This is a genomic window from Streptomyces sp. NPDC052042 (assembly GCF_044548345.1).
Lineage (GTDB): Bacteria > Actinomycetota > Actinomycetes > Streptomycetales > Streptomycetaceae > Streptomyces.
Genome location: NZ_JBIUBU010000010.1, coordinates 13,798 through 37,157, shown reverse-complemented (window position 1 = coordinate 37,157; position 23,360 = coordinate 13,798). Strand labels below are relative to the sequence as shown.

The 23,360-nt window shown below is 69.9% G+C and carries 18 protein-coding genes and 1 riboswitch; of the genes, 7 read left to right on the top strand and 11 right to left on the bottom strand.

Annotation, left to right across the window (positions count from 1 at the left end):
- Positions 1-196 precede the first annotated feature (196 nt).
- On the top strand, positions 197-1,063 hold the full coding sequence (locus ACIHCL_RS18195; RefSeq protein WP_399862854.1) for a Cof-type HAD-IIB family hydrolase: 867 nt from the start codon (positions 197-199) through the stop codon (positions 1,061-1,063).
- Between the two features lie 376 nt (positions 1,064-1,439).
- Here ACIHCL_RS18195 and ACIHCL_RS18190 read toward each other — a convergent pair whose 3' ends face one another.
- The 5 genes from ACIHCL_RS18190 to hisC form a co-directional block, all read right to left on the bottom strand.
- Positions 1,440-3,146 (bottom strand): GAF domain-containing sensor histidine kinase, encoded by a 1,707-nt coding sequence (locus ACIHCL_RS18190; protein ID WP_399862852.1) that lies wholly within the window; start codon positions 3,144-3,146, stop codon positions 1,440-1,442.
- A 130-nt stretch (positions 3,147-3,276) separates the two neighbouring features.
- Complete coding sequence (cydD, locus tag ACIHCL_RS18185; RefSeq protein WP_399862850.1) at positions 3,277-6,843, bottom strand: thiol reductant ABC exporter subunit CydD; 3,567 nt, start codon at positions 6,841-6,843, stop codon at positions 3,277-3,279.
- 90 nt (positions 6,844-6,933) lie between these two features.
- The gene (gene cydB, locus ACIHCL_RS18180) at positions 6,934-7,935 is read right to left on the bottom strand and encodes a cytochrome d ubiquinol oxidase subunit II (protein WP_399862848.1); all 1,002 of its coding nucleotides are present in this window, start codon (positions 7,933-7,935) and stop codon (positions 6,934-6,936) included.
- An 18-nt stretch (positions 7,936-7,953) separates the two neighbouring features.
- Entirely contained in the window at positions 7,954-9,459 is a 1,506-nt protein-coding gene (locus ACIHCL_RS18175; RefSeq protein ID WP_399862846.1) for a cytochrome ubiquinol oxidase subunit I, read from the bottom strand.
- Positions 9,460-9,976: 517 nt separating this feature from the next.
- Positions 9,977-11,056, bottom strand: a complete 1,080-nt coding sequence (hisC, locus tag ACIHCL_RS18170; protein WP_399862844.1) for a histidinol-phosphate transaminase — start codon at positions 11,054-11,056, stop codon at positions 9,977-9,979.
- Positions 11,057-11,473: 417 nt separating this feature from the next.
- On the opposite strand from hisC, the gene ACIHCL_RS18165 reads away from it, so the two are divergent.
- The 3 genes from ACIHCL_RS18165 to ACIHCL_RS18155 all read left to right on the top strand — a co-directional run bounded on the left by ACIHCL_RS18165 (position 11,474) and on the right by ACIHCL_RS18155 (position 14,867).
- Complete coding sequence (locus ACIHCL_RS18165; protein WP_399862843.1) at positions 11,474-12,586, top strand: LacI family DNA-binding transcriptional regulator; 1,113 nt, start codon at positions 11,474-11,476, stop codon at positions 12,584-12,586.
- Positions 12,587-12,785: 199 nt separating this feature from the next.
- Positions 12,786-13,844 carry a metallophosphoesterase gene (locus tag ACIHCL_RS18160; RefSeq protein ID WP_399862841.1) on the top strand — a complete coding sequence of 353 codons (1,059 nt, stop codon included), beginning with the start codon at positions 12,786-12,788 and terminating at the stop codon, positions 13,842-13,844.
- A 189-nt stretch (positions 13,845-14,033) separates the two neighbouring features.
- Positions 14,034-14,867 (top strand): hypothetical protein, encoded by an 834-nt coding sequence (locus ACIHCL_RS18155; protein ID WP_399862839.1) that lies wholly within the window; start codon positions 14,034-14,036, stop codon positions 14,865-14,867.
- Positions 14,868-14,931: 64 nt separating this feature from the next.
- On the opposite strand, the gene ACIHCL_RS18150 is transcribed toward ACIHCL_RS18155, so the two are convergent.
- Entirely contained in the window at positions 14,932-15,540 is a 609-nt protein-coding gene (locus ACIHCL_RS18150; RefSeq protein ID WP_399862837.1) for a GNAT family N-acetyltransferase, read from the bottom strand.
- Positions 15,541-15,758: 218 nt separating this feature from the next.
- Positions 15,759-17,585 (bottom strand): phosphomethylpyrimidine synthase ThiC, encoded by a 1,827-nt coding sequence (gene thiC, locus ACIHCL_RS18145; RefSeq protein WP_399862834.1) that lies wholly within the window; start codon positions 17,583-17,585, stop codon positions 15,759-15,761.
- Positions 17,578-17,711: riboswitch (TPP riboswitch) on the bottom strand. (Overlaps the previous gene by 8 nt.)
- Positions 17,712-17,783: 72 nt before the next feature.
- Here thiC and ACIHCL_RS18140 point away from each other — a divergent pair.
- On the top strand, positions 17,784-19,118 hold the full coding sequence (locus ACIHCL_RS18140) for a YibE/F family protein (RefSeq protein ID WP_399862832.1): 1,335 nt from the start codon (positions 17,784-17,786) through the stop codon (positions 19,116-19,118).
- A gap of 118 nt (positions 19,119-19,236) precedes the next feature.
- Here ACIHCL_RS18140 and ACIHCL_RS18135 read toward each other — a convergent pair whose 3' ends face one another.
- From ACIHCL_RS18135 to ACIHCL_RS18120, 4 genes are all read right to left on the bottom strand, one after another.
- Positions 19,237-19,674, bottom strand: a complete 438-nt coding sequence (locus ACIHCL_RS18135) for an SsgA family sporulation/cell division regulator (protein ID WP_399862830.1) — start codon at positions 19,672-19,674, stop codon at positions 19,237-19,239.
- A 101-nt stretch (positions 19,675-19,775) separates the two neighbouring features.
- Positions 19,776-20,546: an IclR family transcriptional regulator gene (locus tag ACIHCL_RS18130; RefSeq protein ID WP_399862828.1), complete on the bottom strand. Its 771-nt coding sequence runs from the start codon at positions 20,544-20,546 to the stop codon at positions 19,776-19,778.
- Positions 20,547-20,790: 244 nt separating this feature from the next.
- Positions 20,791-21,003 carry a DUF5326 family protein gene (locus tag ACIHCL_RS18125; protein WP_399862825.1) on the bottom strand — a complete coding sequence of 71 codons (213 nt, stop codon included), beginning with the start codon at positions 21,001-21,003 and terminating at the stop codon, positions 20,791-20,793.
- A 213-nt stretch (positions 21,004-21,216) separates the two neighbouring features.
- Positions 21,217-21,534 (bottom strand): cupin domain-containing protein, encoded by a 318-nt coding sequence (locus ACIHCL_RS18120; protein WP_399862823.1) that lies wholly within the window; start codon positions 21,532-21,534, stop codon positions 21,217-21,219.
- A 68-nt stretch (positions 21,535-21,602) separates the two neighbouring features.
- Here ACIHCL_RS18120 and ACIHCL_RS18115 point away from each other — a divergent pair, with 68 nt between their 5' ends.
- Entirely contained in the window at positions 21,603-21,980 is a 378-nt protein-coding gene (locus ACIHCL_RS18115) for a phage holin family protein (protein ID WP_399862821.1), read from the top strand.
- 73 nt (positions 21,981-22,053) lie between these two features.
- A complete protein-coding gene (locus ACIHCL_RS18110) occupies positions 22,054-23,184 on the top strand; it encodes a cystathionine gamma-lyase (protein ID WP_399862819.1) in 1,131 nt (376 codons plus the stop codon).
- The last annotated feature ends 176 nt before the right edge of the window (positions 23,185-23,360 follow it).

Genomic DNA, 23,360 nt, shown 5'->3' with positions numbered 1-23,360 from the left:
CGGCGCGGGTACCGGACCGAGGCTGGATCGGGCCGGGGCTCGCTCGGTCGTCGAGCGGTCCCGGGGCCCGTCCGGCAGGGATTCCCCCGGGGAGCTTTTGGCATATTCCGTAGACACGTTCCCCGGCCAGGCGCGCTCAGCCTCATGTGTGCGCCCCTCCGCACGGCCGTGCGCGTCCGTACGTGAGAATGGACGGGTGACCTCAGCTACCGACTCGCCTTCGCCTGCCGTTCCCCGGCTGATCGCCACGGACCTCGACGGCACTCTGCTGCGCGACGACAAGACCGTCTCGGAGCGCACGGTCGCCGCGCTCGCCGCCGCCGAGGAAGCCGGGATCGAGGTCTTCTTCGTCACCGGACGACCGGCTCGCTGGATGGATGTCGTCAGCGACCACGTGCACGGTCATGGACTGGCGATCTGCGCGAACGGCGCAGCCGTCGCCGATCTGCACGCGGGCGGCAAGCTGGTCAAGGTCCGGCCGCTGGCGCGCGACATCGCCCTCGATGCCGTGCACGCCCTGCGTGCCGCCGCGCCCGGTACCTCCTTCGCCGTCGAGATGACCACCGGCATCCACTACGAACCGGCCTACCCGCCGCTCCACCTCGACCCGGGAGCCACCGTCGCCGCCGCCGAGAAGCTGCTCCGCGAGGAGGCCCCGGGCACCGGTGCCCCCGTACTGAAGCTCCTCGCCCATCACGCGGAACTGGTCCCGGACGACTTCCTCGCCCTCGCCCACGCGGCGGCCGGGGACCGGGCCGTCTTCACCCGGTCCAGCCCCACGGCCCTGCTGGAGGTCAGCGGACCGGGGGTGTCGAAGGCCAGCACCCTGGCGCTCTGCTGCGCCGAGCGCGGCATCTCGCCCGCCGAGGTCGTGGCCTTCGGCGACATGCCCAACGATGTGGAGATGCTCCGCTGGGCGGGTACGTCGTACGCGATGGGCAACGCCCACCCTGCCGCCCTCGCCGCCGCCTCCGGCCGGACCGCCTCCAATGGCGAAGACGGCGTCGCGCTCGTCATCGAACGGATCCTCGCCGAGCGGCGGTCGCCCGGCACGGCGCGCTGACCGTCCACACCCCTGTCGTCCACGTCTCCGACCCGACCACGGTTCCGGCCGGCCCCGGCGCTCCGGCCGGCCCCGGCGCTCCGGCCGTCCACGGCGACCCGCAGCCGGGACGCACCGGGGAACGGACGAGCAAGCGGCAAGGGACGAACAAGGCACGGCACACGACAGGTCCGAACAAGGCGCAGAACGGAACACATCGCACGACAGTCCCGGGCACGGCGCAGGGCCGGCGAGAACGCCGCGCGGAGCCGGCCCGGGATAAGCCCCGCGGCAAGCAGGTCGCCCGGGACACGACACGAGGCGGGCCGACAGGCCCACCCCCTCGCCCCGGAACCGTCCATGGCGCCCCCGCCGCATGGTCCGGCTGCGGACCCGTTCAGATCGGAGCCTCCCACACCACCGTCGTCCCGGCCCCGTCCTCCCCCGTACCGGGACCGAACCAGCTCGCGCCGCCGAGCGACTCCGCCCGGCGGGCCAGGTTCCGCAGCCCGCTGCGTCGGCCCCCCTCGGGGATGCCCACCCCGTCGTCGGCGACCGTCAGACGCACCGCGTCCCTTCCGTCGGGGAGCGTGACGGTCGCGTCGACGACCACGTCGATCGCCGATGCCCCGGCATGCCGGAAGGCGTTGGACAGCGTCTCCCGCAACGCGGCGATCAGGTTCTTCCCCGTCAGTTCGCCGACCAGCGAGTCGACCGGGCCGAGAAAGCGGTGCGAGGGCTTGAAACCCAACGGAACCGCCGCCATGTTGATCTCGCGCAGAACGCGGGTGCGCAGCCCGGACGGCGCCTCCGTTGGCTCCTGCTGCAACGCGAAGATCGCCGTGCGGATCTCCTGAATGGTCACGTCCAGTTCGTCGACCGCGCGGCCAACGCCCGTCCGCACCTCGGGCACGGTGGACGAGCGCTGGGCGCTCTCCAGCGTCATCCCGGTGGCGAACAGCCGTTGGATGACCAGGTCGTGCAGATCACGGGCGATCCGGTCCCGGTCCTCGTACACCGCGAGCCGTTCCCGGTCCCGCTGGGCCTCCGCCATCATCAGCGCGAGAGCGGCCTGCGAGGCGAACTGCGAGGCGAGGGTCCGTTCGGTCGGCGTGAACGGTCGGCCGCCGCGGGCCCGGGGGGTGGCGAGCGCCCCCAGTACCCGGCCGCCGCTGCACAGCGGCAGCAGCATGCCGGGGCCGAAGCGGTCGGCCAGCTCGGTGGTCGCGCGGGGGTCGGTGGCCGAATCGTCCACGAAGACCGCCTCACCGGCCAGCAGCTTCGCCACCACCTGGTTCTCCGGGCCGATGATCACTCCCAGCGGTACGGAAGGGGCGTCCGCGGAGACGGCGACGATCTCCAGTCCACCTTCCGCGGCCGGCAGCAGCACGATCCCGGCCGCAGACGCGGCGAGGTGACGGGCCTGTTCGGCGACGACGGACAGTGCCTCGTCGGCATCGCCACCGGAGAGCAGGGCGGTGGTCACGGCCACCGAACCGTCGATCCATCGCTCGCGCTGTCGGGCGGCCTCGTACAGCCGGGCGTTGCCGATGGCGATTCCGGCCTCCGCGGCGAGCATCCGCACCATGCGCAGGTCGTCGTCGCCGAACAGGCCCCCGTTCTCCTTCTCGGCCAGGTAGAGATTCCCGAAGACCTCGCCCTGCACACGGATCGGGACTCCGAGGAAGGTCCGCATCCGAGGGTGACCGGGCGGGAACCCGACACATCTCGGATCCGTCGTCAGGTCGGCGAGCAGCACCGGAGCCGGATCGTGGATCAGCGCGCCGAGCAGCCCCCGGTGCCCGTCGGGGCGGCGACCGATCGCGTGCGCCACCTCGTCGGGGACTCCGTGGGTGACGAAATCGAAGAGCCCCGTTCCTTCCTCGTCGACGACGCCGATGGCTGCGTAGCGGCAGCGGGCGAGTTCGGCCGCCGTCTCACAGATCCGGTCGAGGGTGGAGTGCAGTTCGAGGCCCGTGCCGACGAAGCGCATGGCTTCCAGCAGTTCCGGTACACGGGCGGCAGGTTCGGCGGACAGGTCCCGCAGACCGCGGGGCGCCCCGGTCTCGGCTTCGAGTGGATCCCTGGGGTCCTGCTCTGGCATATCCCGAGACTAGTTAGTCCCGGTCAGGTAGGAAACTCGGCGGTCTTCCCGTCCGGTGCGAGGCCGTCCACGCCCGTTCCCTCCATTCCGGAGGGAACGCCCGTACTCACACCGGAAAAGGCTCCCGCGCTCACACCGGAACGCCCGTGACGTTCCTCACCGCCCCTGCGCTCTCGTCGCCGTGCCGGTACGCGCTCCGGCTCCCGCTCTCCGCCTCGCGCTCCAGCATCCGCCGCAACGGCCCCTCCTCGACGGCGAGGTCGGCGTACGGCCCGGCCTGCACGATCCGGCCCGCGTCCAGCACCAGCACCTCGTCGACGGCTTCGAGACCCCGCAGCCGGTGGGTGATCAGCACCGTCGTACATCCCCGGGTCGCATCCAGCAGGTCGGCGGTGAGGGCGTCGGCGGTCGCCAGGTCAAGATGTTCGGCGGGCTCGTCCAGCACGAGCACGGGGAAGTCGGCGAGAAGGGCCCGGGCGAGCGCGAGCCGCTGCCGCTGGCCGCCCGAGAGGCGCGCGCCGTGCTCGCCGACCAGGGTGTCCAGCCCGTCGGGCAGCGCCTCGGCCCAGTCGAGCAGCCGTGCCTGTTCGAGCGCGGCCCGCAGTTCCTCGTCCGTCGCCCCGGGACGAGCCAGCCGCAGGTTCTCGCGGATGGAACTGTCGAAGACATGGGCGTCCTGGGCACACAGCCCGACGAGCGTCCGAACCGTGTCCCCCTCCAGCGCGGAGGCGTCGACACCGCCGATCCGGTACGTGCCCGCGCGGGCGTCCAGAAAACGGAGCAGGACCTGCGCCAGGGTCGTCTTCCCCGAACCGGACACTCCGACGACGGCGATGCGCCGACCGGCGGTCAACGTCAGGTCGACGGCGTCCAGGGCGTCCCGTTCTGCCCCCGGGTACCGGGCCGACAGCTCCCGTACCTCCAACGGGAAGGGGGATCCCGGCGCCTGCGCGGGACTCTCCGGTTCACGCACGGGCAACGAGGCGTCCAGCACCTCGTACACCCGCTCGGCGCTCCGCTCGACGCGCTGCCGGAACTGCACGGCGAGCGGCAGACTGGTCACGGCCTCGAACGCGGCCAGCGGCGTGAGCACCACGACCGCGAGTTCCACGCCCGCGAGCCGTCCGTCCCGCACGGCGGGCAGGGCGACCAGCGCGGTGGCGACGACGGTCAGCCCGCCGATCAGGGCGGTGAGGCCCCCGCCGAGCGCCGTGGCGGCCGCCGCGCGGGCCGCGATCCGGGTCAGCACCCCATCGGCCTCCCGGGCCCGTTCCGCGCGAGTGGGCAGGGCGCCCGCGACGGTCAGCTCGGCGGTCCCGCCGAGGAGGTCGGTGACCCGGGTGGCCAGGTCGGCTCGGGCGGGGGCCAGTCGGCGTTCCGCCTGGCGGGAGCAGGCCCCACTGATCCATGGCACCCCTACTCCGGCCAGCAGCAGCCCGAGCGCCAGTACGACGCCCGCCGCGGGAAGCAGCATGCCCACGAATCCCGTGGTGAGGGCTCCCACGGCCACCGCGGTCCCGGCGGGCAGCAGCCAGCGCAGCCAGTAGTCCTGGAGGGTGTCGACATCGGCGACCAGGCGGGAGAGCAGATCCCCGCGCCGGGTCCGGCGCAGACCGGCCGGTGCGATGCGCTCCAGGCCCCGGTAGACCGCCACGCGCAGTTCGGCCAGCATCCTGAGTACCGCGTCGTGCGACACCAGGCGCTCGGCGTAGCGGAAGACGGCCCGGCCGAGGCCGAAGGCGCGGGTCGCGGTCACGGCGACCATCAGGTAGAGCACCGGGGGCTGCTCGGAGGCGCGGGAGATCAGCCAGCCGGAGACGGCCATGAGCCCGACGGACGAGCCCAGGGCGAGGCTGCCCAGCAGCAGCGCCAGCGCCAACTGCCCGCGCCGCGCCCCCGCCGCCTTCCGGACCCGGGCCAGGACGTGCTCGGTGCAGCCCTCGGCTCGTCGCGGTGGCTCGGGCTCCGCTGCCTCGCCGGATCCGCCCTCGTGGGCCACCGTCGGCCGGGGCGCCGGGGCGGCCTCACGGCCCCCTGGCGTCCCGGGCTCGGCCGCGGAATCGGCGGCCGGTTCCAGGGCCACCACCCGGTCGGCCACCGCGAGCAGCGCGGGGCGGTGCACGACCAGCAGCACGGTCCGCCCCTCCGCGAGCCTGCGCACCGCCCCGACGATCCCCGCCTCGGTCTCGCCGTCCAGGCCGGCGGTCGGCTCGTCGAGCAGCAGCAGCGGACGGTCGGCGAGGAAGGCGCGGGCAAGCGCGAGCCGCTGGCGCTGACCGGCGGAAAGGCCCGAACCGTCCTCGCCCAGAAGCGTCTGCTCGCCGTCCGGCAGCCCCGCGACGAAGTCGTACGCCCCCGCGTCCCGGAGCGCCGTCATCACCGCCGTGTCGTCCGCGTCCGGCCGGGCCAGCCGCACGTTCTCGGCGACCGTGCCCGCGAACAGATACGGGCGCTGCGGCACCCAGGCGATCTGTTCCCGCCAGCGTTCCAGGTCCAGCGTTCCCAGGTCGGCGCCGCCGACCCGTACGCGTCCCTCGTCGGGCGCGGTGAAGCCCAGCACCACATCGAGGAGGGTGGACTTCCCGACGCCGCTCGGGCCGGTCAGGGCGACGGTCTCCCCCTCGTCCACGATCAGGGAGGCCCGGTCCAGGGAGGGCGTGGACCGGCCCTCGTGCCGTACGGTCACGTCCTCCAGTTCCAGCCGCAGCGACTCCGGGACGTCCGACGTACCGCCCTTGCGGGGCTCGGTCTCCAGGACCGCGAAGATCTCCTCCGCAGCCGAGAGCCCCTCGGCGGCGGCGTGGTACTGCGCTCCGACCTGGCGGATCGGCAGATACGCCTCGGGGGCCAGGATCAGCACCACCAGCCCGGTGTAGAGGTCGAGTTCGCCGTGCACCAGCCGCATGCCGATGGTGACGGCGACCAGGGCCACCGACAGGGTCGCCAGCAGCTCCAGGGCGAAGGACGACAGGAACGCGATCCGCAGGGTCCGCAGCGTGGCCCGGCGGTACTGCGAGGTGATGGCCCGGATGGACTCGGCCTGTGCCTTGGCCCGGCCGAAGACCTTCAGTGTGGGCAGTCCGGCGACCACGTCGAGGAAGTGACCGGAGAGTCGGGACAGCAGCCGCCACTGACGGTCCATCCGCGCCTGAGTGGCCCAGCCGATCAGGATCATGAAGAGCGGAATGAGCGGCAGGGTGACCACGATGATCGCGGCCGAGACCCAGTCCTCGGTGACGATCCGCGCCAGCACCGCCACCGGCACGACGACCGCGAGTCCGAGCTGCGGCAGATAGCGCGCGAAGTAGTCGTCGAGCGCGTCGACGCCCCGGGTCGCGAGCGTCACCAGGGAGCCGGAGCGCTGGCCGGTCAGCCAGCCGGGTCCGAGCGCCGTGGCCCGTTCCAGCAGCCGCCCGCGCAGTTCGGACTTGACCGCCGCGCTGGCGCGGTACGCGGCAAGTTCGGTCAGCCAGGAGACCAGGGCCCGGCCGAGCGCGACCGCGGCAAGCAGGATCAGCGGGGTCCGCAGCCCGGAGGCGGTCAGCCCCTCCTCGAACCCGCCCACCACGATGTCGGCGATGAGCATGGCCTGGACGATGACCAGCGTCGCCCCGACCGTTCCGAGTGCCACCACGGCCGCCAGGAAGAAGCGGGTGGCTCGGGCATGGCGGAGCAGACGCGGGTCGATCGGTTTCACGTGAAACAGCCCCCAGTGAGCTCGGTCGGTGAAGCAGGGCGGGACCCGCCCGGCGATTCAGGGCCGGATGCCGGGCGGGTCCCGGTGCGTTCAGTGCACTTCGGCGATGTGCTGCGTACCGATGCGCTTGCGGAACACCCAGTAGGTCCAGCCCTGGTACAGCAGGACGAGCGGGGTGGCGATCCCCGCGCACCAGGTCATGATCTTCAGCGTGTACGGGCTGGACGAGGCGTTGGTGACCGTGAGGTTCCAGGCGTCGTTCAGCGAGGACGGCATGACGTTCGGGAAGAGCGTCAGGAAGAGCATGGCGACGGCGGCCGCGATCGTCACGCCGGAGAAGGCGAACGACCATCCCTCGCGCCCCGCCGCGATCGCGCCGATCGCGGCGACCAGCGACACCACCGCGACGATCAGCGCCAGCAGGCTCCAGCCGTTGCCACGGTCGATCTGGGTCCAGATCAGGAAGCCGAGTGCGAGCACCGCGGTGACCGCCCCCAGCTTCAGCGCCAGAGTGCGCGCCCGGTGCCGTATGTCCCCGACGGTCTTGAGCCCGGCGAACACCGCGCCGTGGAAGGTGAAGAGGGTGAGCGTGACCAGCCCGCCGAGGATGGCGTAGGGGTTGAGCAGGTCCCAGAAGTTGCCCACGTACTCCTTGCCGGCGTCGATCTTCACGCCCCGCACGATGTTCCCGAAGGCCACGCCCCAGAGCAGGGCCGGGATCATCGAGGTCCAGAAGATCGCGTGCTCCCAGTTGGTCTGCCACCGGTCCTCGGGGCGCTTCGCCCGGTACTCGAAGGCGACGCCCCGCACGATGAGGCAGACCAGGATGATCAGCAGCGGCAGGTAGAAGCCGGAGAACAGGGTGGCGTACCACTCGGGGAACGCGGCGAAGGTCGCGCCGCCCGCGGTGAGCAGCCACACCTCGTTGCCGTCCCAGACCGGTCCGATCGTGTTGATCAGGACCCGCCGTTCCTTGCGGTCACGGGCCAGCAGCTTGGTGAGGATCCCGATCCCGAAGTCGAACCCCTCCAGGAAGAAGTAGCCGGTCCAGAGGACGGCGATGAGCACGAACCAGACGTCGTGGAGTTCCATCTCTCAGCTCCTCTGCCCTCAGTACGAGAAGGCCATCGGCCGGTCGGCGTGATCGTCGCCGCCGATCTTGGTGGGCGGGTTGAGGTCGGCCTCCGTGAGCTCCGGCGGCCCAGCCTTGACGTACTTCACGAGCAGCTTGACCTCGATCACCGCGAGGATGGCGTAGAGGAGGGTGAAGCCGATCATCGATGTGAGCACCTCGCCCTGCGAGACGCCGGGGGAGACCGCGTGCCGGGTCTCGAGCACCCCGTAGACGACCCAGGGCTGACGGCCCATCTCGGTGAAGATCCAGCCCCAGGAGTTGGCGATCAGCGGGAAGGCCAGGGTCCAGAGCGCCAGCATCCAGTAGCACTTGGCGAACTTGGGGCTGAGTGCCTTGTTCTTGAAGAGGACCAGGTGCGGCACCTCGTTCTCGCCGGTGCGCAGCGCCGGAGGCAGCATGAACCTCTTGCGCGTCAGCCACAGTCCGAGCAGGCCGAGGGCGAAGGACGCCATCCCGAAGCCGATCATCCAGCGGAAGCTCCAGAACGCGACCGGGATGTTGGGCCGGTAGTCGCCGGGGCCGAACTTCTCCTGCTCCGCCTTGTTGATGTCGTTGATGCCGGGGACGTGCGAGGTCAGGCTGTTGTCCGCGAGGAAGGACAGCATGCCGGGGATGGAGACCTCCACGGTGTTGCGGCCCTTGGCCACGTCACCGACCGCGAAGACCGAGAAGGGCGCCCCGTCCTCCCCCTCCCAGAGGGCCTCGGCCGCGGCCATCTTCATCGGCTGCTGCTTGAACATGACCTTGCCGAGCTGGTCGCCGCTGACGGCGGTGAGAAGCCCGGCGATCACGACCGTGACCAGTCCGAGCCGCAGCGAGGTCCGCATCACCGGGATGTGCTTCTTGCGCGCCAGGTGGAACGCGGCGATGCCGACCATGAACGCGCCCCCGACCAGGAAGGCGGCGGTGATGGTGTGGAAGAACTGGGCGAGCGCGGTGTTCTGGGTGAGCACCTGCCAGAAGTCGGTCAGCTCGGCACGGCCGCGCTCCGTGTTCAACCGGTAGCCCACCGGGTGCTGCATCCAGGAGTTGGCCGCCAGGATGAAGTAGGCGGACAGGACGGTGCCGAGGGACACCATCCAGATGCAGGCGAGGTGGATCTTCTTGGGGAGCTTGTCCCAGCCGAAGATCCAGAGGCCGATGAAGGTGGACTCGAAGAAGAAGGCGATCAGCGCCTCGAACGCGAGCGGGGCACCGAAGATGTCACCGACGAACCGTGAGTAGTCCGACCAGTTCATGCCGAACTGGAACTCCTGGACGATGCCCGTGACGACGCCCATGGCGATGTTGATCAGGAAGAGCTTTCCCCAGAACTTCGTGGCCCTGAGGTACTTCTCGTTGTTCGTTCGCACCCAGGCGGTCTGCAGACCCGCGGTGAGCGCGGCGAGAGAGATCGTCAGCGGAACGAACAGGAAGTGGTAGACGGTGGTGATTCCGAACTGCCAACGCGCCAGTGTCTCTGGCGCCAGCGCTAGCTCCACGTCGTCTTCTCCTTACATCGCCGTGATCACAGCGGCGGTTTGCCCGGTAAATCCTATTGGTCATGGAAAGAACAGGGCGCGCTTGTGAACGCGTTCACATTCACAAGCAATTATGACGCACAGCCTTTCGGGACGTTCGGGCGGGGTACCCCTCTCTCGGACGTTCCGATCAATCCACCTGAAGCAGACAGATGAGCACACGCCCCTCAGGACTCCCGAACCCGGACGCACACGGCCGAGTCCACCCACCCCGGGCCCTCCGGCCGCCGCCCCACCATGAACGGGAACGAACCCCTCGCGTCCGCCCCGGGCCCGGACCGCGGTGCGGGCGCCGCTTCCCCGGACCATCGCCCCCGCAGGGCGCCGGGAACGCCGCAGATGACCTGCGGACCACCACCCGCCGAGGCCGGGACCGCGCACGCAAAGGCCCCGTACCTCATCACCCATCGAGGTACGGGGCCCCGCCACACCCGGCTCGCGCCGGCCGCGACCCGCGCGGGCCGCTCAGCGCGCCGTTCTACAGCTCCCTGCGGTACGACTCCGCCACCTTCAGGAACAGGTCGTTCGCCTCGTCCTCACCGATCGTGACCCGCACGCCCTCGCCCGCGAACGGCCTGACCACCACGCCGGCCCGCTCGCACACCGCGGCGAAGTCGGCCGTACGCTCCCCGAGCCGCAGCCACACGAAGTTCGCCTGGGACTCCGGCACCGTCCACCCCTGCTCGGCCAGCGCCCGCTGCACCCGCTCCCGCTCGGCCACCAGGGAGCCCACGCGCCCCAGGAGCTCGTCCTCCGCGCGCAGCGAGGCGACCGCCGCGTCCTGCGCGAGCTGGCTCACCCCGAAGGGCACCGCCGTCTTGCGCAGGGCGGCCGCCACCGGCTCGTGCGCCACGGCGAAGCCGACCCGCAGCCCGGCCAGGCCGTACGCCTTGGAGAAGGTGCGCAGCACCGCCACATTGGGCCGGTCCCGGTAGATCGCAATGCCGTCCGGCACCTCGGCGTCACGGATGAACTCGCGGTACGCCTCGTCGAGGACCACCAGGACGTCGCCCGGCACCCGGTCCAGGAAACGTTCCAGCTCGGCCCGGCGCACCACGGTGCCGGTCGGATTGTTCGGGTTGCAGACGAAGATCAGCCGGGTGCGCTCGGTGATCGCCTCCGCCATCGCGTCGAGGTCATGCGCCTCACCGTCGGTCAGCGGCACCTTCACCGAAGTCGCGCCGCTGACCTGCGTGATGATCGGGTAAGCCTCGAAGGAGCGCCAGGCGTAGATCACCTCGTCGCCCGGCCCCGACGTCGCCTGCAGCAACTGCTGCGCCACGCCGACCGATCCGGTCCCGGTCGCAAGATGCGAGACGGGCACCCCGAAACGGTCGGCCAGCTCGTTCATCAGTCCGGTGCAGGCCATGTCCGGGTAGCGGTTGAAGGTCGCGGCCGCCGCCAGAGCGGACTCCATCACCCCGGGCAGCGGGGGGTAGGGGTTCTCATTGGAAGACAGTTTGAAGGCGACCGGTCCGCCGGCCGCCGCCGGTTTGCCCGGCACATAGGCGGGAACGCCGTCCAGCTCGGCGCGCAGCTTGGGGCTCGTCTCGCTCACCGCAGATCCTCCTCGACCGTCTGTACACATCAATACTGCTCACCTTATGAGGATTGGGCGCCGCTGCGAATGGCCCGTGCTCCCCCGTCGTCCGGTACGACCGGAAATGGGGCGTCCGGAGCGGCCAAGAGGGGATCGTCCGGAGCGACCGGGATTGGGGGGCGCGTGCGAGGTTGACGCGCGCCGGTGGCTCACGCCGTGGCGCGCATCCCTCGAAGAGGTGAGATGAGACCGCTTGGAGACAACGACCATTGAGTGGACCCATCGGGTTCAGTGCAGCATACGCAAAGGCTCATCCGTCCAATGACCTGGCCTTACAAGGCCATTAGCCCTCTGCGACCATGCAGAATCGTGCCTGTCAACGTGTGAATATGCGTCCGGGCCGACCTCTCGCGCGCCCCCTACTATCGGCTCGCCATGACAGCAGCAGGGAAGCACCAGGTGAGCCGGGCGGAGACGCCCCGGCGCGGCAGCCGGCAGGGACGAGCGGGAATCCGGGACGTGGCCGCCGCCGCCGGCGTCTCCATCACGACCGTCTCCGACGCGCTCAACGGCAAGGGAAGACTCCCGGACGCCACCCGCCGCCATGTCCGCGAGGTCGCCGAGCGCCTGGGCTACCGCCCGTCGGCCGCGGCCCGTACCCTCCGCACCGGCAAGTCCGGCCTCATCGGCCTGACCGTGACGACGTACGGGGACGAGCCCTTCACCTTCACCGAGTTCGCCTACTTCGCCGAAATGGCCAGAGCGGCCACGTCGGCGGCGCTGGCCCGCGGCTACGCCCTCGTCATCCTGCCCGCCACCTCACGCCACGACGTCTGGTCGAACGTCGCCCTCGACGGCACCGTCGTGATCGACCCCTCCGACCAGGACCCGGTCGTCACGGAGCTCGTGCGGCAGGGGCTGCCCGTCGTGTCGGACGGCCGGCCCGCCGGCAGCCTCCCGGTCACCGCCTGGGTCGACAACGACCACGGGGCCGCCGTGCTCGACCTGCTCGACCACCTCGCCTCCGCCGGGGCACGCCGCATCGGCCTGCTCACCGGCACCACCACCGACACGTACACCCGCCTGTCCACCTCCGCGTACCTCAGCTGGTGCGAGCGCGTGGGCCAGGACCCGGTGTACGAGTCCTACCCCGCCCACGATCCGTGCGCGGGCGCGGTCGCCGCGGACCGACTGCTGGCCCGCCCCGACCGCCCCGACGCCGTCTACGGGCTCTTCGACCCCAACGGCACCGACCTCCTGGCGGCCGCCCGTAGATACGGGCTGCGCGTCCCCGAGGATCTGCTGCTGGTCTGCTGCAGCGAGTCCACCGTGTACGCGACGACCGAACCGCCCATCACCACCCTCTCGCTCAAACCGCGCAGAATCGGCACGGCCGTCGTCCAGCTCCTGATCGACGCCATCGAGGGCGTGGATCACGGCGGCCCGGTGGAACAGGTCATACCGACGGAACTCATCGTTCGGACGTCGTCGCAACGCCGTCCGCCCCGCACCACGGTCAGCGCGCCTCGCTCTCCCGCCAGGGACTGAACAGGCAGCTTCCCCGCCAGGGATTCAACAGACGAATTCGGACCAAACGGCCCGTGAGCCTGACATGCTTCAGGATTCACCACCCCTGGTGCGTCACACAGCACGATTCGCATTCCTATGATGGGCGCACGACACCGCGGACCGCCCCGACCAGCAGGCCCGTCAGGTGTACGGCGGCGCGACGGTGGTGGAGGGGTCGATGACACAGGGGGCCGGTCAGGAACCCGTGGTGCGGACTGCGACGTTGCGCGACTTCCGCGTGCCGCCCTACGCGCAGACCCCGGTACCGCCCGCGTCTCCGCATCCGGGCAACGCCCTGCCCGCGGACGCGCTGCCCGAGGGGTACACCCCCACCGAACGCGACCTCCCGGTCATCAACCGCGGGGACACCGTCCAGGTCAGGGCCGTGCCCGAACCCCGGCCGGCCCGCGATCCGGAGCTCGGGCCGCTCTACGTCGTCGGCGACGTCCACGGCTATCTGGACGAACTGCTCGCCGCCCTCGCCGAACAGGGCCTCATCGACTCCGACGGCCGGTGGGCCGCGGGCAACACCCGCCTCTGGTTCCTCGGTGACTTCACCGACCGCGGCCCGGACGGCATCGGCGTCATCGACCTCGTGATGCGCCTGTCCGCCGAGGCCGCCGCCGCGGGCGGGTACTGCAAGGCGCTGATGGGCAATCACGAACTGCTGCTCATCGGCGCCAAACGGTTCGGCGACACGCCGGTGAACTCGGGCGCCGGCACCGCCACGTTCCAGGCCGCCTGGCTGCTCAACGGCGGCCAGAAGAGCGACATGGAGCGGCTCCAGGACGTCCACATCCAGTGGATGTCCCGCCTCGACGCGATCGTCGAGGAGGACGGGCATCTGCTGATGCACTCCGACACGACGGCGTACCTCGACTACGGCACCACCATCGAGGACGTCAACGACACCGTGCACGCCATTCTCACGCGCAATGACGCCGACGAGTGCTGGGACCTCTTCCGCAAGTTCACCAAGCGCTTCGCCTTCCGTGACGAGGCGGGACCGCAGGCCGTGCGGGAGCTCATGGCCGCCTACGGCGGACAGCGCATCGTCCATGGTCACAGCCCCATCCCCTATCTCCTCGGCGAGGTGGGGTCGGAGGACGGAGAGGACAGTTCGGGCCCCGAGGTCGAAGGCCCGCACGTGTACGCCGACGGGCTCGCCATCGCCATGGACGGCGGAGTGACCATGGCCGGAAAGCTGCTGGTCGTCCAACTCCCCCTGCATGACTGACGGTTTTCCGGGAAAACGCATCCACGACCTGACCACGCCGAGCACCGGGCCCTTTTCCGGAAAGCCCCTGTCACCCCGTGCCGAGGGCGCTCTACCATCGGCGTATCCGTAGCAGGCTCTCCTCCGTTCCGCCCGACTGCCCGGCACCAACGGGCGAGCGGGCGAGCGGGCCCGACGGAGCATCGGGGGATGCCCATGAACAGCGCTCCGCATCTGCTGACCGAGGACCGCCCCGAGTACGAGCGGATCCTCGACGACGCACTGCGCCATGCCCATCGGCGACCGGACCTGGCCGCGGTCGGCGAACGGCTCAACGCCGTGCAGCTGCGCACCATGGCGCTGGCCGCCACAGAAATGATCACCGCGACGGCCGCCACCGAGTACGACCACTACGTGAGGGTCCGCGAGGAACTGCGCGGCGCGGCCGACGAAGACCATCCGGGCCCGGGATCCGCCGCGGACCGCGACATCGGTTCGGGCGCCGGCGCGGGAGCGGTCGTCACGGTCCTCGCGCCCGTGCTTGCTGGCACCGCCGCGTTCATATTCCTGCTGGTCGGCTATCTGCTGAAGCTGCTCAGTCCGCCGCCCGCCTTCGCCTCGACCATGGTCACCGCCGGCTGGTTCTTCGCTGTGGTCATGGCCGCCGCCATCCTGGTCGCCGCCGTCGGGCTGCTGATCACCGCACTGCGCAACGGCTCCGCGTCGGAGAACGCCATACGCGACGAGATCGAGCTCCCGGAGGACGTGGCGCGCGCCCGGGAGGCATGGCGCCACGCGCTGCTGGAACGCGGCATCCTGCCGTTCCTGCGCGACGCCCTCGACGACCCCGGGGCCGCGTCCGCCTCGCGCACACCGCAGCGCTCGCCGAACCGCATCCCGAAGGTCGGCTACAGCCGCCCCGACTTCTCCGGCCCGGACGAGGGCCCGGCCGCCGGCCCCCGCCCGACCTTCACCAGCCCCGACTTCACCGGCCCCGACTTCTCCGGATCCGACTTTTCCGGCCCCGAGCGGGAAGAGGCATGACCAGGAGGCCGGGCCCTCCCCTCCCCCGGTCCCGGTGACGGGCGCCGCACGCGCCCGCGCCGAGTCACACGTCCCAGGACCTCGGCCGCCCCTGCCCCTCCCACTCGGGGCGGAGCAGCGAGAACACCGCGAGGTCGTGCCGCCGCCCGCGATGCAGGCATGCCGAGCGGCTCACCCCCTCCTGGGTGAACCCCGACGTGCGCAGGACGGCGAGCGCGGCCGCATTGTCCGTGTGGGCGGCGGCCCGCAGGCGGTACAGCGGAAGCTCCCCGAACGCCAGGTCCGTCAGCGTGTCCAGGACGTCCGTGCCATGTCCGCGACCGCGGTACGGCGAGGAGATCAGCACCTCGACATCGGCGGTGCCGTCGGCGAAGTCCTGGTCGGTGAGGGCCGCGCGGCCCACGGGGCTGCCGTCGGCCAATACGACGAGGAAGTCGTCGCGGTCATGGTCCTCCCCATCGCGCTCGATGAGCTCGCGCAACGAGGCGAGCGAACGCGGCCAGACCCCCATCTCATGGGTGGTCGACGGATCGGATCGCCACTCCTGCAGCAGTTCGGCGTCATCGACCTCGACGGGGACGAAGGCGATCCCGCGTCCGCGCCAGCACGGTGGACGACCCCCTTCCTCCCCCGCCCCCGCCGTTGCCGCCATTTCCATCGCTCTGTCGCTCATGTGGGGATGCTACGGAGAAGGGACGCTCGCGATCAGCCGGTTTTTCACTCCGGCGGCGCCCCCGTCCGGCCGGTGAGAAGGTCGGCCACGAGGGTGTCATCCGGATCACTCCCGGGCCGCCCCCCTGGTCGGGACCGATCACACCGGGGCGACCGAGGCAGGCCGAACGGCGAAGCGCCGTCTCGAAGCGAGAGCTTCCAGACGGCGCCGCATCCATATCAGTCGGCCAGCGGCAGGTAGATCCGGTTACCCGAGGCCGCGAACTCCTTGGACTTCGCCAGCATCCCGGCCTCGATCTCCTCCGGCGTGGCCTCCGCGTCACCGCCGAACTGCTCTGTGATGTTCCTACTGATCTTCATCGAGCAGAACTTCGGGCCGCACATCGAGCAGAAGTGCGCCGTCTTCGCCGGCTCGGCCGGCAGCGTCTCGTCGTGGTACTCCCGTGCCGTGACCGGGTCGAGCGCCAGATTGAACTGGTCCTCCCAGCGGAACTCGAACCGGGCGTCGGAGAGCGCGTCGTCCCAGTCCTGCGCCCCCGGATGCCCCTTGGCGAGATCCGCCGCGTGGGCCGCGATCTTGTACGTGATCACGCCGGTCTTCACATCGTCCCGGTTCGGCAGCCCGAGGTGCTCCTTGGGCGTCACGTAGCAGAGCATCGCCGTGCCCCACCAGGCGATCATCGCCGCGCCGATGCCCGAGGTGATGTGGTCGTACGCCGGGGCGACATCGGTGGTCAGCGGGCCGAGCGTGTAGAAGGGCGCCTCCTCGCAGACCTCCTGCTGGAGGTCGATGTTCTCCTTGATCTTGTGCATCGGGACATGGCCCGGCCCCTCGATCATGGTCTGGACGCCGTACCGCTTGGCGATCGTGTTCAGCTCACCGAGCGTGTGCAGTTCGGCGAACTGCGCCTCGTCGTTGGCGTCCGCGATGGAGCCGGGGCGCAGCCCGTCGCCGAGCGAGTACGTCACGTCGTAGGAGGCGAGGAGTTCGCTGAGTTCCTCGAAGTTCTCGTAGAGGAACGACTCCTCGTGGTGCGCGAGGCACCAGGCCGCCATGATCGAGCCACCGCGCGAGACGATGCCGGTCTTGCGACGGGCGGTCAGCGGAACATGCGCCAGGCGTACGCCGGCGTGCACCGTCATGTAGTCGACGCCCTGCTCGGCCTGTTCGATAACGGTGTCCTTGTAGATCTCCCAGGTCAGCTCCTCGGCCTTGCCGTCGACCTTCTCAAGGGCCTGGTAGAGGGGCACGGTGCCGATCGGCACCGGGGAGTTCCGCAGTACCCACTCACGGGTGGTGTGAATGTTGCGGCCGGTGGAAAGGTCCATGACCGTGTCGGCGCCCCAGCGCGTCGCCCACGTCATCTTCTCCACCTCCTCCTCGATGGAGGACGTCACCGCGGAGTTGCCGATGTTCGCATTGACCTTCACCAGAAACCGCTTCCCGATGATCATCGGCTCGGTCTCGGGGTGGTTGACGTTGGCCGGCAGTACGGCGCGGCCCGCGGCGATCTCCTCGCGAACCACCTCCGGGTCCACGTTCTCCCGGATCGCCACGTACTCCATCTCCGGGGTGATCTCGCCCCGCCGGGCGTACGCGAGCTGGGTCACCGGCCGCCCGTCCCGGCTGCGGCGCGGCAGCCGGGGGCGGCCGGGGAAGACCGCGTCGAGATTGCGCAGCCCTTCCCCAAGCTCTCGGCTCCGCTCGACCAGGGGAGACCCCATTCGCGGCGAGGTGTGCCTGAGCCCGTCGTCCTCGGGGCGGACGGGGCGGCCCGGGTATTCCTCGGTGTCGCCGCGCGTGGTGATCCAGTTCTCCCGCAGCGGCGCGAGTCCGCGGCGGACGTCGGTCTCGACGGCGGGATCGGTGTATGGCCCCGACGTGTCGTACAGCGTCACGTCCTTGCCGTTGGTGAGGTGCACCTGACGGACCGGCACACGGATGTCGGGGCGCGAGCCCTGGACGTATCCCTTGTGCCAGCCGATGGACTTCCCGGCCTCGTCGCTCTGGCTGGAGGCAGGCGTGCGTGCGTCCGATGTGGTCATGAGACCTACTCCCTACGCCGGCATTACCCGGTAACAGGTTCGGCGGTCGGCGCAGCCCTTCCCGTACGGACGTACGGAGATCAGCGCCCTCTCAGCCCGGTGCTCCGAGCTCCCGCGTGTGCAAAGGTTCCTCCACGCTAGCGCCCTGTCCAGCAGAATGAACAGAGGGCCCCCTTGCTTCCTTGCGATGATCGCCCTGTGACGTCCCTCCCCAGCGTTTCCGAACCTCCGAGCCATCACCAGGGCCCTTCACACGGCCATACGCACAGCCACGGCCCCGCCGCGCCCGTCTCCAGGCATCTGCGGAAGGTCATCGCCGCCGTACTGATCCCGTTCGCCGCCGCCGTCGTCGTCGGACTCCTGGCGCTCTGGCCGGGCAGTGCGCCACCGCACGAACGGACCGGTGTCGGCTTCGACCAGCAGACCCAGCAAGGCAGGGTGGTGAGAATCGACAAGGTGAACTGCGAGGAGGTGAACGTCGCCCAGCTGCCGACCGGCGGCGAGGCCACTCCGCCGACGGCGGGCCGTTCCGGGCGGTGTGAGAAGGCCACCATCGAGGTGACGACCGGTCAGGACAAGGGGCGGAGATTCGTTGAAGTCGTGCAGCCCGACGCGCCGCGCCAGTTGCGCGAGGGGCAGGGCGTGGTCGTGGCCTACGCCCCGGACGCACCCCGGGATCTGCAGTACTCGGTGACCGATGTGAATCGGAAGTTCCCGATGGCACTTCTGGCCGGGATCTTCGCGCTGGTCGTGGTCGCGGTGGGCCGGATGCGCGGGGTGACGGCCCTGATCGCGCTCGCGGTGTCGTTCGCCGTACTGACCCTGTTCATCCTCCCGGCCATACTCCAGGGCTCGAATCCGCTGGTCGTCGCGGTGGTCGGGGCCAGTGCGATCATGCTGATAGCGCTCTACGCGTGCCACGGGCTCACCGCCCGCACCTCGGTCGCGGTGCTCGGCACCTTGATCTCGCTCCTGCTGATCGGGCTGCTCGGATCGCTCTTCATCGGCTGGGCGAGCCTGACCGGAAACACCGACGACAGCACCGGCCTCATCCACGGCCTGTATCCGGACATCGACATGAGCGGCCTGCTGCTGGCCGGCGTCATCATCGGTTCGCTCGGGGTACTCGACGATGTGACGGTCACCCAGACGTCGGCCGTCTGGGAACTGCACCAGGCCAACCCGACAATGGGCGTGCGGCAGCTGTACCGGGCAGGAATCAGGATCGGGCGCGATCACATCGCCTCGGTCGTCAACACGCTGGTGCTCGCCTACGCCGGGGCGGCGCTTCCCCTGCTGCTGCTGTTCTCGATCGCCCGGAGCAGCATGGGGACGGTGGCCAACAGTGAGCTGGTGGCGGAGGAGATCGTACGAACGCTGGTCGGTTCGATCGGACTGGTCGCCTCCGTGCCGGTGACGACGGTGCTCGCCGCGCTGGTCGTCTCCGCGGACCGCACAGGGCTCGGCGCGGAAGCCGGAGCTCCAGCACCCGTACGGACCGGAAGGGGCCGCCGCCGCAGGGCGAAGCCGTGAGAGCCTCGGAGCGGAGACCGGCCGGCCGACGGAGAACACCCCACTACGGAGAGTGATTCACCCGTTCGGCGAGTGTCATGTTCGACCGGCGGACGCCGGCCGGGGGGCACCGCGCCCCTCAACCGGCGTTCTGCTCCTCGGCGAGGATCCTGCCCAGGGCCTCCTCCAAACTTCCCTCGAAGTCACCCAGCGTGCGCTCCTGCCCGAGCGGAACGAGTTTGTCGGTCCGGTCGAGAAAAGCCACGAGCGGCGCCGAACCGGCCCGGAAGAGGGCGCGGTCGGCGCCCACCTGGAGCCGAATGTGCACATCGGAAAGCCCTTCGGGATCCGTGGGTCCGATATGCACATCGCCGTCGCCACTGGGGCTGTTGAGACCGTCGAGCAGCAACTCACGGCCGAACGCCCAGGTGACCGGAGCGTCACCGGGCAGATGGAAGGTCATCCGAACCGCATACGGATCACACACTTCGTACCGGAGTTCCACCGGGATCCGGAAAGAGAGCTCCTCGGAGACGAGGAAGCTCATCATGACCTCTGCTTGAACCGACTCGCGCATCGTTCAACCCCGCAGTAGATGAATCTGGCCAGGAATGATCCCCCATGGCCCTATTGACGCCATCGTGGTGCACGCGATAGCAGATCACAAGGAGTGATTTTTCAGATACTGATAGAGAACACGAATGAACGCAAGAGGCTAGACACTTCGCCACGTAGTTGTTCGACTGCGGGGAGCAATCGATGCTCTTGTTCCAGGGGTACCGAAATCGCCATCGCGGCGGCGGTGAAGCCGGCGGTGATCGGAATGGCCGCGCAGACCGTTCCCAGGACGTACTCCTGCCGTTCGACGACAGGTTCCATTCGTTCCAGCGACCTCAACCGCTCAAGGAACGTCTCGCGGTCCTTCACCGAATAACAGGTCAGCGGCCGTACCGGATAACGGTCCAGATGGTCCTCACGCGCCTTCTCGTCCAGCCGGCTCAGCAGACACTGGCCGAGCGCGTGGGCGTGCCCGGTCTCCCGGAAGGACGACCACTCGCGCACGGCGGGCATGGCGGGGTCGTCGGCGACCGCGACGAGTTCGATCTCGCCCTCGCGGTAGACGGCGCAGTACACTGGTGCGCCGATGGTGTCGCGCCAGCGGCTCAGCGAATCCGCCATCCTGCTGCGACGCTGCTGCGGTGCACGCTCCGTAACCAGACGCTCGGCGGCGGCCCCGAAACGGAACACCCCGTTCTCGCGACGCAGATAGCCTTCGTGTGCCAAGGTGCGCAGCAGGTGGTACGCCGTGGGGAGCGGAAGCCCCGCCTCCCTGGCCAGCTGCTTCGCGGGCGCCCCGTCGCGATGCGCGCTCACCGCCTCCAGCAGCCTCAGCGCTCGCTGTACCGAGCCGATCAGCGTCGGGGAAACAGTGCTCGATGCCGTGGTCAACGGTCACCCCCAGGCATGGTGACGGGCAGTCAGCCCGCCTGTGGGGGCCTCCCCCACAGGCCGCCGCATGGCTGGGGTCCGAGGGCCTGAACACCGTGCAAACCACTGGTCACGGTGGTGACGGTCAGTAAATTCCCAGGTGGCGGCAGTGGAACGCCACCATATCGGCCGTATCCCCGGGGTGGGTGGTTTCGTCCTGGGCTTAGCTCAGCTGGGCTAACAGCATGGCTGGTTTTCGATCTTCCTACCAGCCACCGCCCGAGGAGGACATGACCTTGCGCACGACGAAGACGAGCCCGCCGACCAGGATCACGAAAAGGAGGATCTTGAAGAGCAGACCGATCACGAACCCGAGCACGCTGGCGATCAGACCACCGAACACGACGATCGCGATGATCGGCACCGCGATCCACTTCACCCACCAGGGCATCCCGGCGAATATCTCCCGTACAGCCATCGTCCTCGCCTCGTCTCTGTGCGTTCTGCTCCGACACTTCGATGCTAGAGGGGCGAGGGTTCCGGAGGGGTGTCCCGCGCCCCTTGCCGTTCCCTGATCGGCCCCCTAGGGATCCCCGACACCGGAGCCCGTCCCCGGGGAGGAGCGTCCCCGGTTCCGCGAGGCCGCGTCCGGACTGCCCGAGGAACGTGCCGGCCACCCCGCGGAAAAGGCTCAGCTCTCCGGCGGGGAGAAGATGACCATGATCCGCAGGTCTTCGGTGATGTGGTGGAACTTGTGCGGGACTCCGGCCGGTACGTACACCACGCTCCCCCTGCCCACCTGCGTGGTCTCCGTGCCGACCGTGATCGAGGCGCGTCCGCTGACGACGAAGTAGACCTCGTCCTCCCGGTGCGGCTGCTGCGGGTCGAGCTCGCCTGCGTTCAGCGCGTACAGGCCGACGGACATGTTGCGTTCCTTCAGGAACTGCAGATAAGCGCCGTCGTTGGCGGCCCGCTCCGCTTCCAGTTCGTCCAGTCTGAACGCCTTCATTCCCGTCCGCCCTTTGTTTTCGCTCCTGCCGGTGTCCGCCACCGGCCGTGTCTGCCACGATCAGACACATGAAGAATTTCGTAGTCAAGACGATCGCCAACGCGGGTGCGCTGGCCGTGGCCATCTGGCTGCTGAACGGCATCACACTGGAGGGCGGCAGCACCGGACGCAAGGCGCTCACGCTGATCCTGGTCGCCCTGCTCTTCGGCCTGGTGAACTTCGTGGTGAAGCCGGTCGTGAAGTTGGTGACCCTGCCGCTGTTCTTCCTCACGCTGGGCCTGTTCACCCTGGTGGTCAACGCGCTCATGCTGCTGCTGACCTCCTGGCTGGCCAGTGTGTTCGACCTGAGCTTCCACGTCAGCGGCTTCTGGACCGCGGTGCTCGGCGGCCTGATCATCTCGATCGTCTCCTGGGCACTGAACGTGGTGCTGCCCGACGAGGACTGATCCGGCGCCCACCGAAGCAGTGGTCGGGAAACCGGCGACGGACCGGGAGGCCGGGAGAGCGACGAGGAGCGACATGGACACCATGGGTGAAGGAACGAGGGCGGTCCGGGCCGGGCTGCCCGAACCGGAGCAGTACGGCCCCGCCCTGCCCGGACCGGTCCTCGCCGCGCACTTCCACCTGTCCGGGGACCCCACCGGCCCGTACACCTACGGCCGGGACACCAATCCGACCTGGACCCACCTGGAGCGCGCCATCGGCGAGCTGGAGGCACCGGGCGAACCGGTCGAGACCGTCGTCTTCGCCTCCGGCATGGCAGCGGTCTCGGCCGTGCTGCTGTCCCGGGCGCGCACCGGCGACGCTGTGGTGCTGCCGGACGACGGATACCAGCTGCTGCCACTGGTGCGTGAGCAGCTGGAGGCGTACGGCGTCGAGGTACGGACCGCGCCCACCCGCGGCGACGCCCAGCTGGCGGCCCTCGAAGGCGCCGCCCTGCTGTGGATCGAGACCCCGTCCAACCCGGGGCTGGACGTCTGCGACGTGCGCCGGCTCGTCGCGGCCGCGCATGCCGCGGGGGCTCTGGTGGCCGTCGACAACACCCTCGCCACGCCTCTCGGCCAGCGACCGCTGGAGCTGGGGGCGGACTTCTCGGTGGCCAGCGACACCAAGGGCATGACCGGCCACGGCGACCTCCTGCTCGGCCATGTGACCTGCCGCGAGCCGGAGCTGGCGGCGGGGGTGCGGCGCTGGCGCAAGGTGGTCGGCGCGATCCCGGGCCCGGTGGAGGCGTGGCTCGCACACCGTTCCCTGGCCACGCTGGAGCTGCGCGTCGACCGCCAGTGCGCCAACGCCCTGACCCTCGCCAAGGCACTGGCCGGGCGCCCGGGGGTGACCGGGCTGCGCTATCCGGGCCTGCCAAAGGACCCTTCGCACCACACGGCCGTGCGGCAGATGCGGCGCTTCGGTTCCGTGGTGTCGTTCGTGCTGCCCGACCGGGAACGGGCCGAGCGGTTCCTGGCCGAGCTGAGACTGGCTGACGACGCCACGAGTTTCGGCGGCGTGCGCTCCACCGCCGAGCGGCGGGCGCGCTGGGGCGGCGACGCCGTACCGGAAGGCTTCATCCGATTCTCCGTCGGCGCCGAGAACGCGGAGGACCTGGTGGCCGACGTGGAGCGGGCGCTGGACGCGGCACTGGGCGCGCGCTGATCGGTACGGGCGGCCCGAGCCTCCCCCCTCGTGGCTCGGACCGCCTCGGTTCCCCTTGTGAAGAACCGCCTGGACAAGGCTAGTTGACCGTCCGTCAGTGTCCAATCACCGAAGCGGCACCGGGCTATCGACATATTTATAGTTGTACGGTTCGAAGTGTCGCGACGATGAGAGGG

Bases quoted from the DNA above. Each gene is read 5' to 3' on its own strand.
- ACIHCL_RS18150 (WP_399862837.1), bottom strand. From the start codon at position 15,540: ATGAGCGACAGAGCGATGGAAATGGCGGCAACGGCGGGGGCGGGGGAG.
- ACIHCL_RS18155 (WP_399862839.1), top strand. From the start codon at position 14,034: ATGCCCATGAACAGCGCTCCGCATCTGCTGACCGAGGACCGCCCCGAG.
- ACIHCL_RS18110 (WP_399862819.1), top strand. From the start codon at position 22,054: ATGGACACCATGGGTGAAGGAACGAGGGCGGTCCGGGCCGGGCTGCCC.
- ACIHCL_RS18125 (WP_399862825.1), bottom strand. From the start codon at position 21,003: ATGGCTGTACGGGAGATATTCGCCGGGATGCCCTGGTGGGTGAAGTGG.
- ACIHCL_RS18165 (WP_399862843.1), top strand. From the start codon at position 11,474: ATGACAGCAGCAGGGAAGCACCAGGTGAGCCGGGCGGAGACGCCCCGG.
- cydB (WP_399862848.1), bottom strand. From the start codon at position 7,935: ATGGAACTCCACGACGTCTGGTTCGTGCTCATCGCCGTCCTCTGGACC.
- thiC (WP_399862834.1), bottom strand. From the start codon at position 17,585: ATGACCACATCGGACGCACGCACGCCTGCCTCCAGCCAGAGCGACGAG.
- ACIHCL_RS18120 (WP_399862823.1), bottom strand. From the start codon at position 21,534: ATGAAGGCGTTCAGACTGGACGAACTGGAAGCGGAGCGGGCCGCCAAC.
- ACIHCL_RS18135 (WP_399862830.1), bottom strand. From the start codon at position 19,674: ATGCGCGAGTCGGTTCAAGCAGAGGTCATGATGAGCTTCCTCGTCTCC.
- ACIHCL_RS18160 (WP_399862841.1), top strand. From the start codon at position 12,786: ATGACACAGGGGGCCGGTCAGGAACCCGTGGTGCGGACTGCGACGTTG.
- ACIHCL_RS18115 (WP_399862821.1), top strand. From the start codon at position 21,603: ATGAAGAATTTCGTAGTCAAGACGATCGCCAACGCGGGTGCGCTGGCC.
- ACIHCL_RS18190 (WP_399862852.1), bottom strand. From the start codon at position 3,146: ATGCCAGAGCAGGACCCCAGGGATCCACTCGAAGCCGAGACCGGGGCG.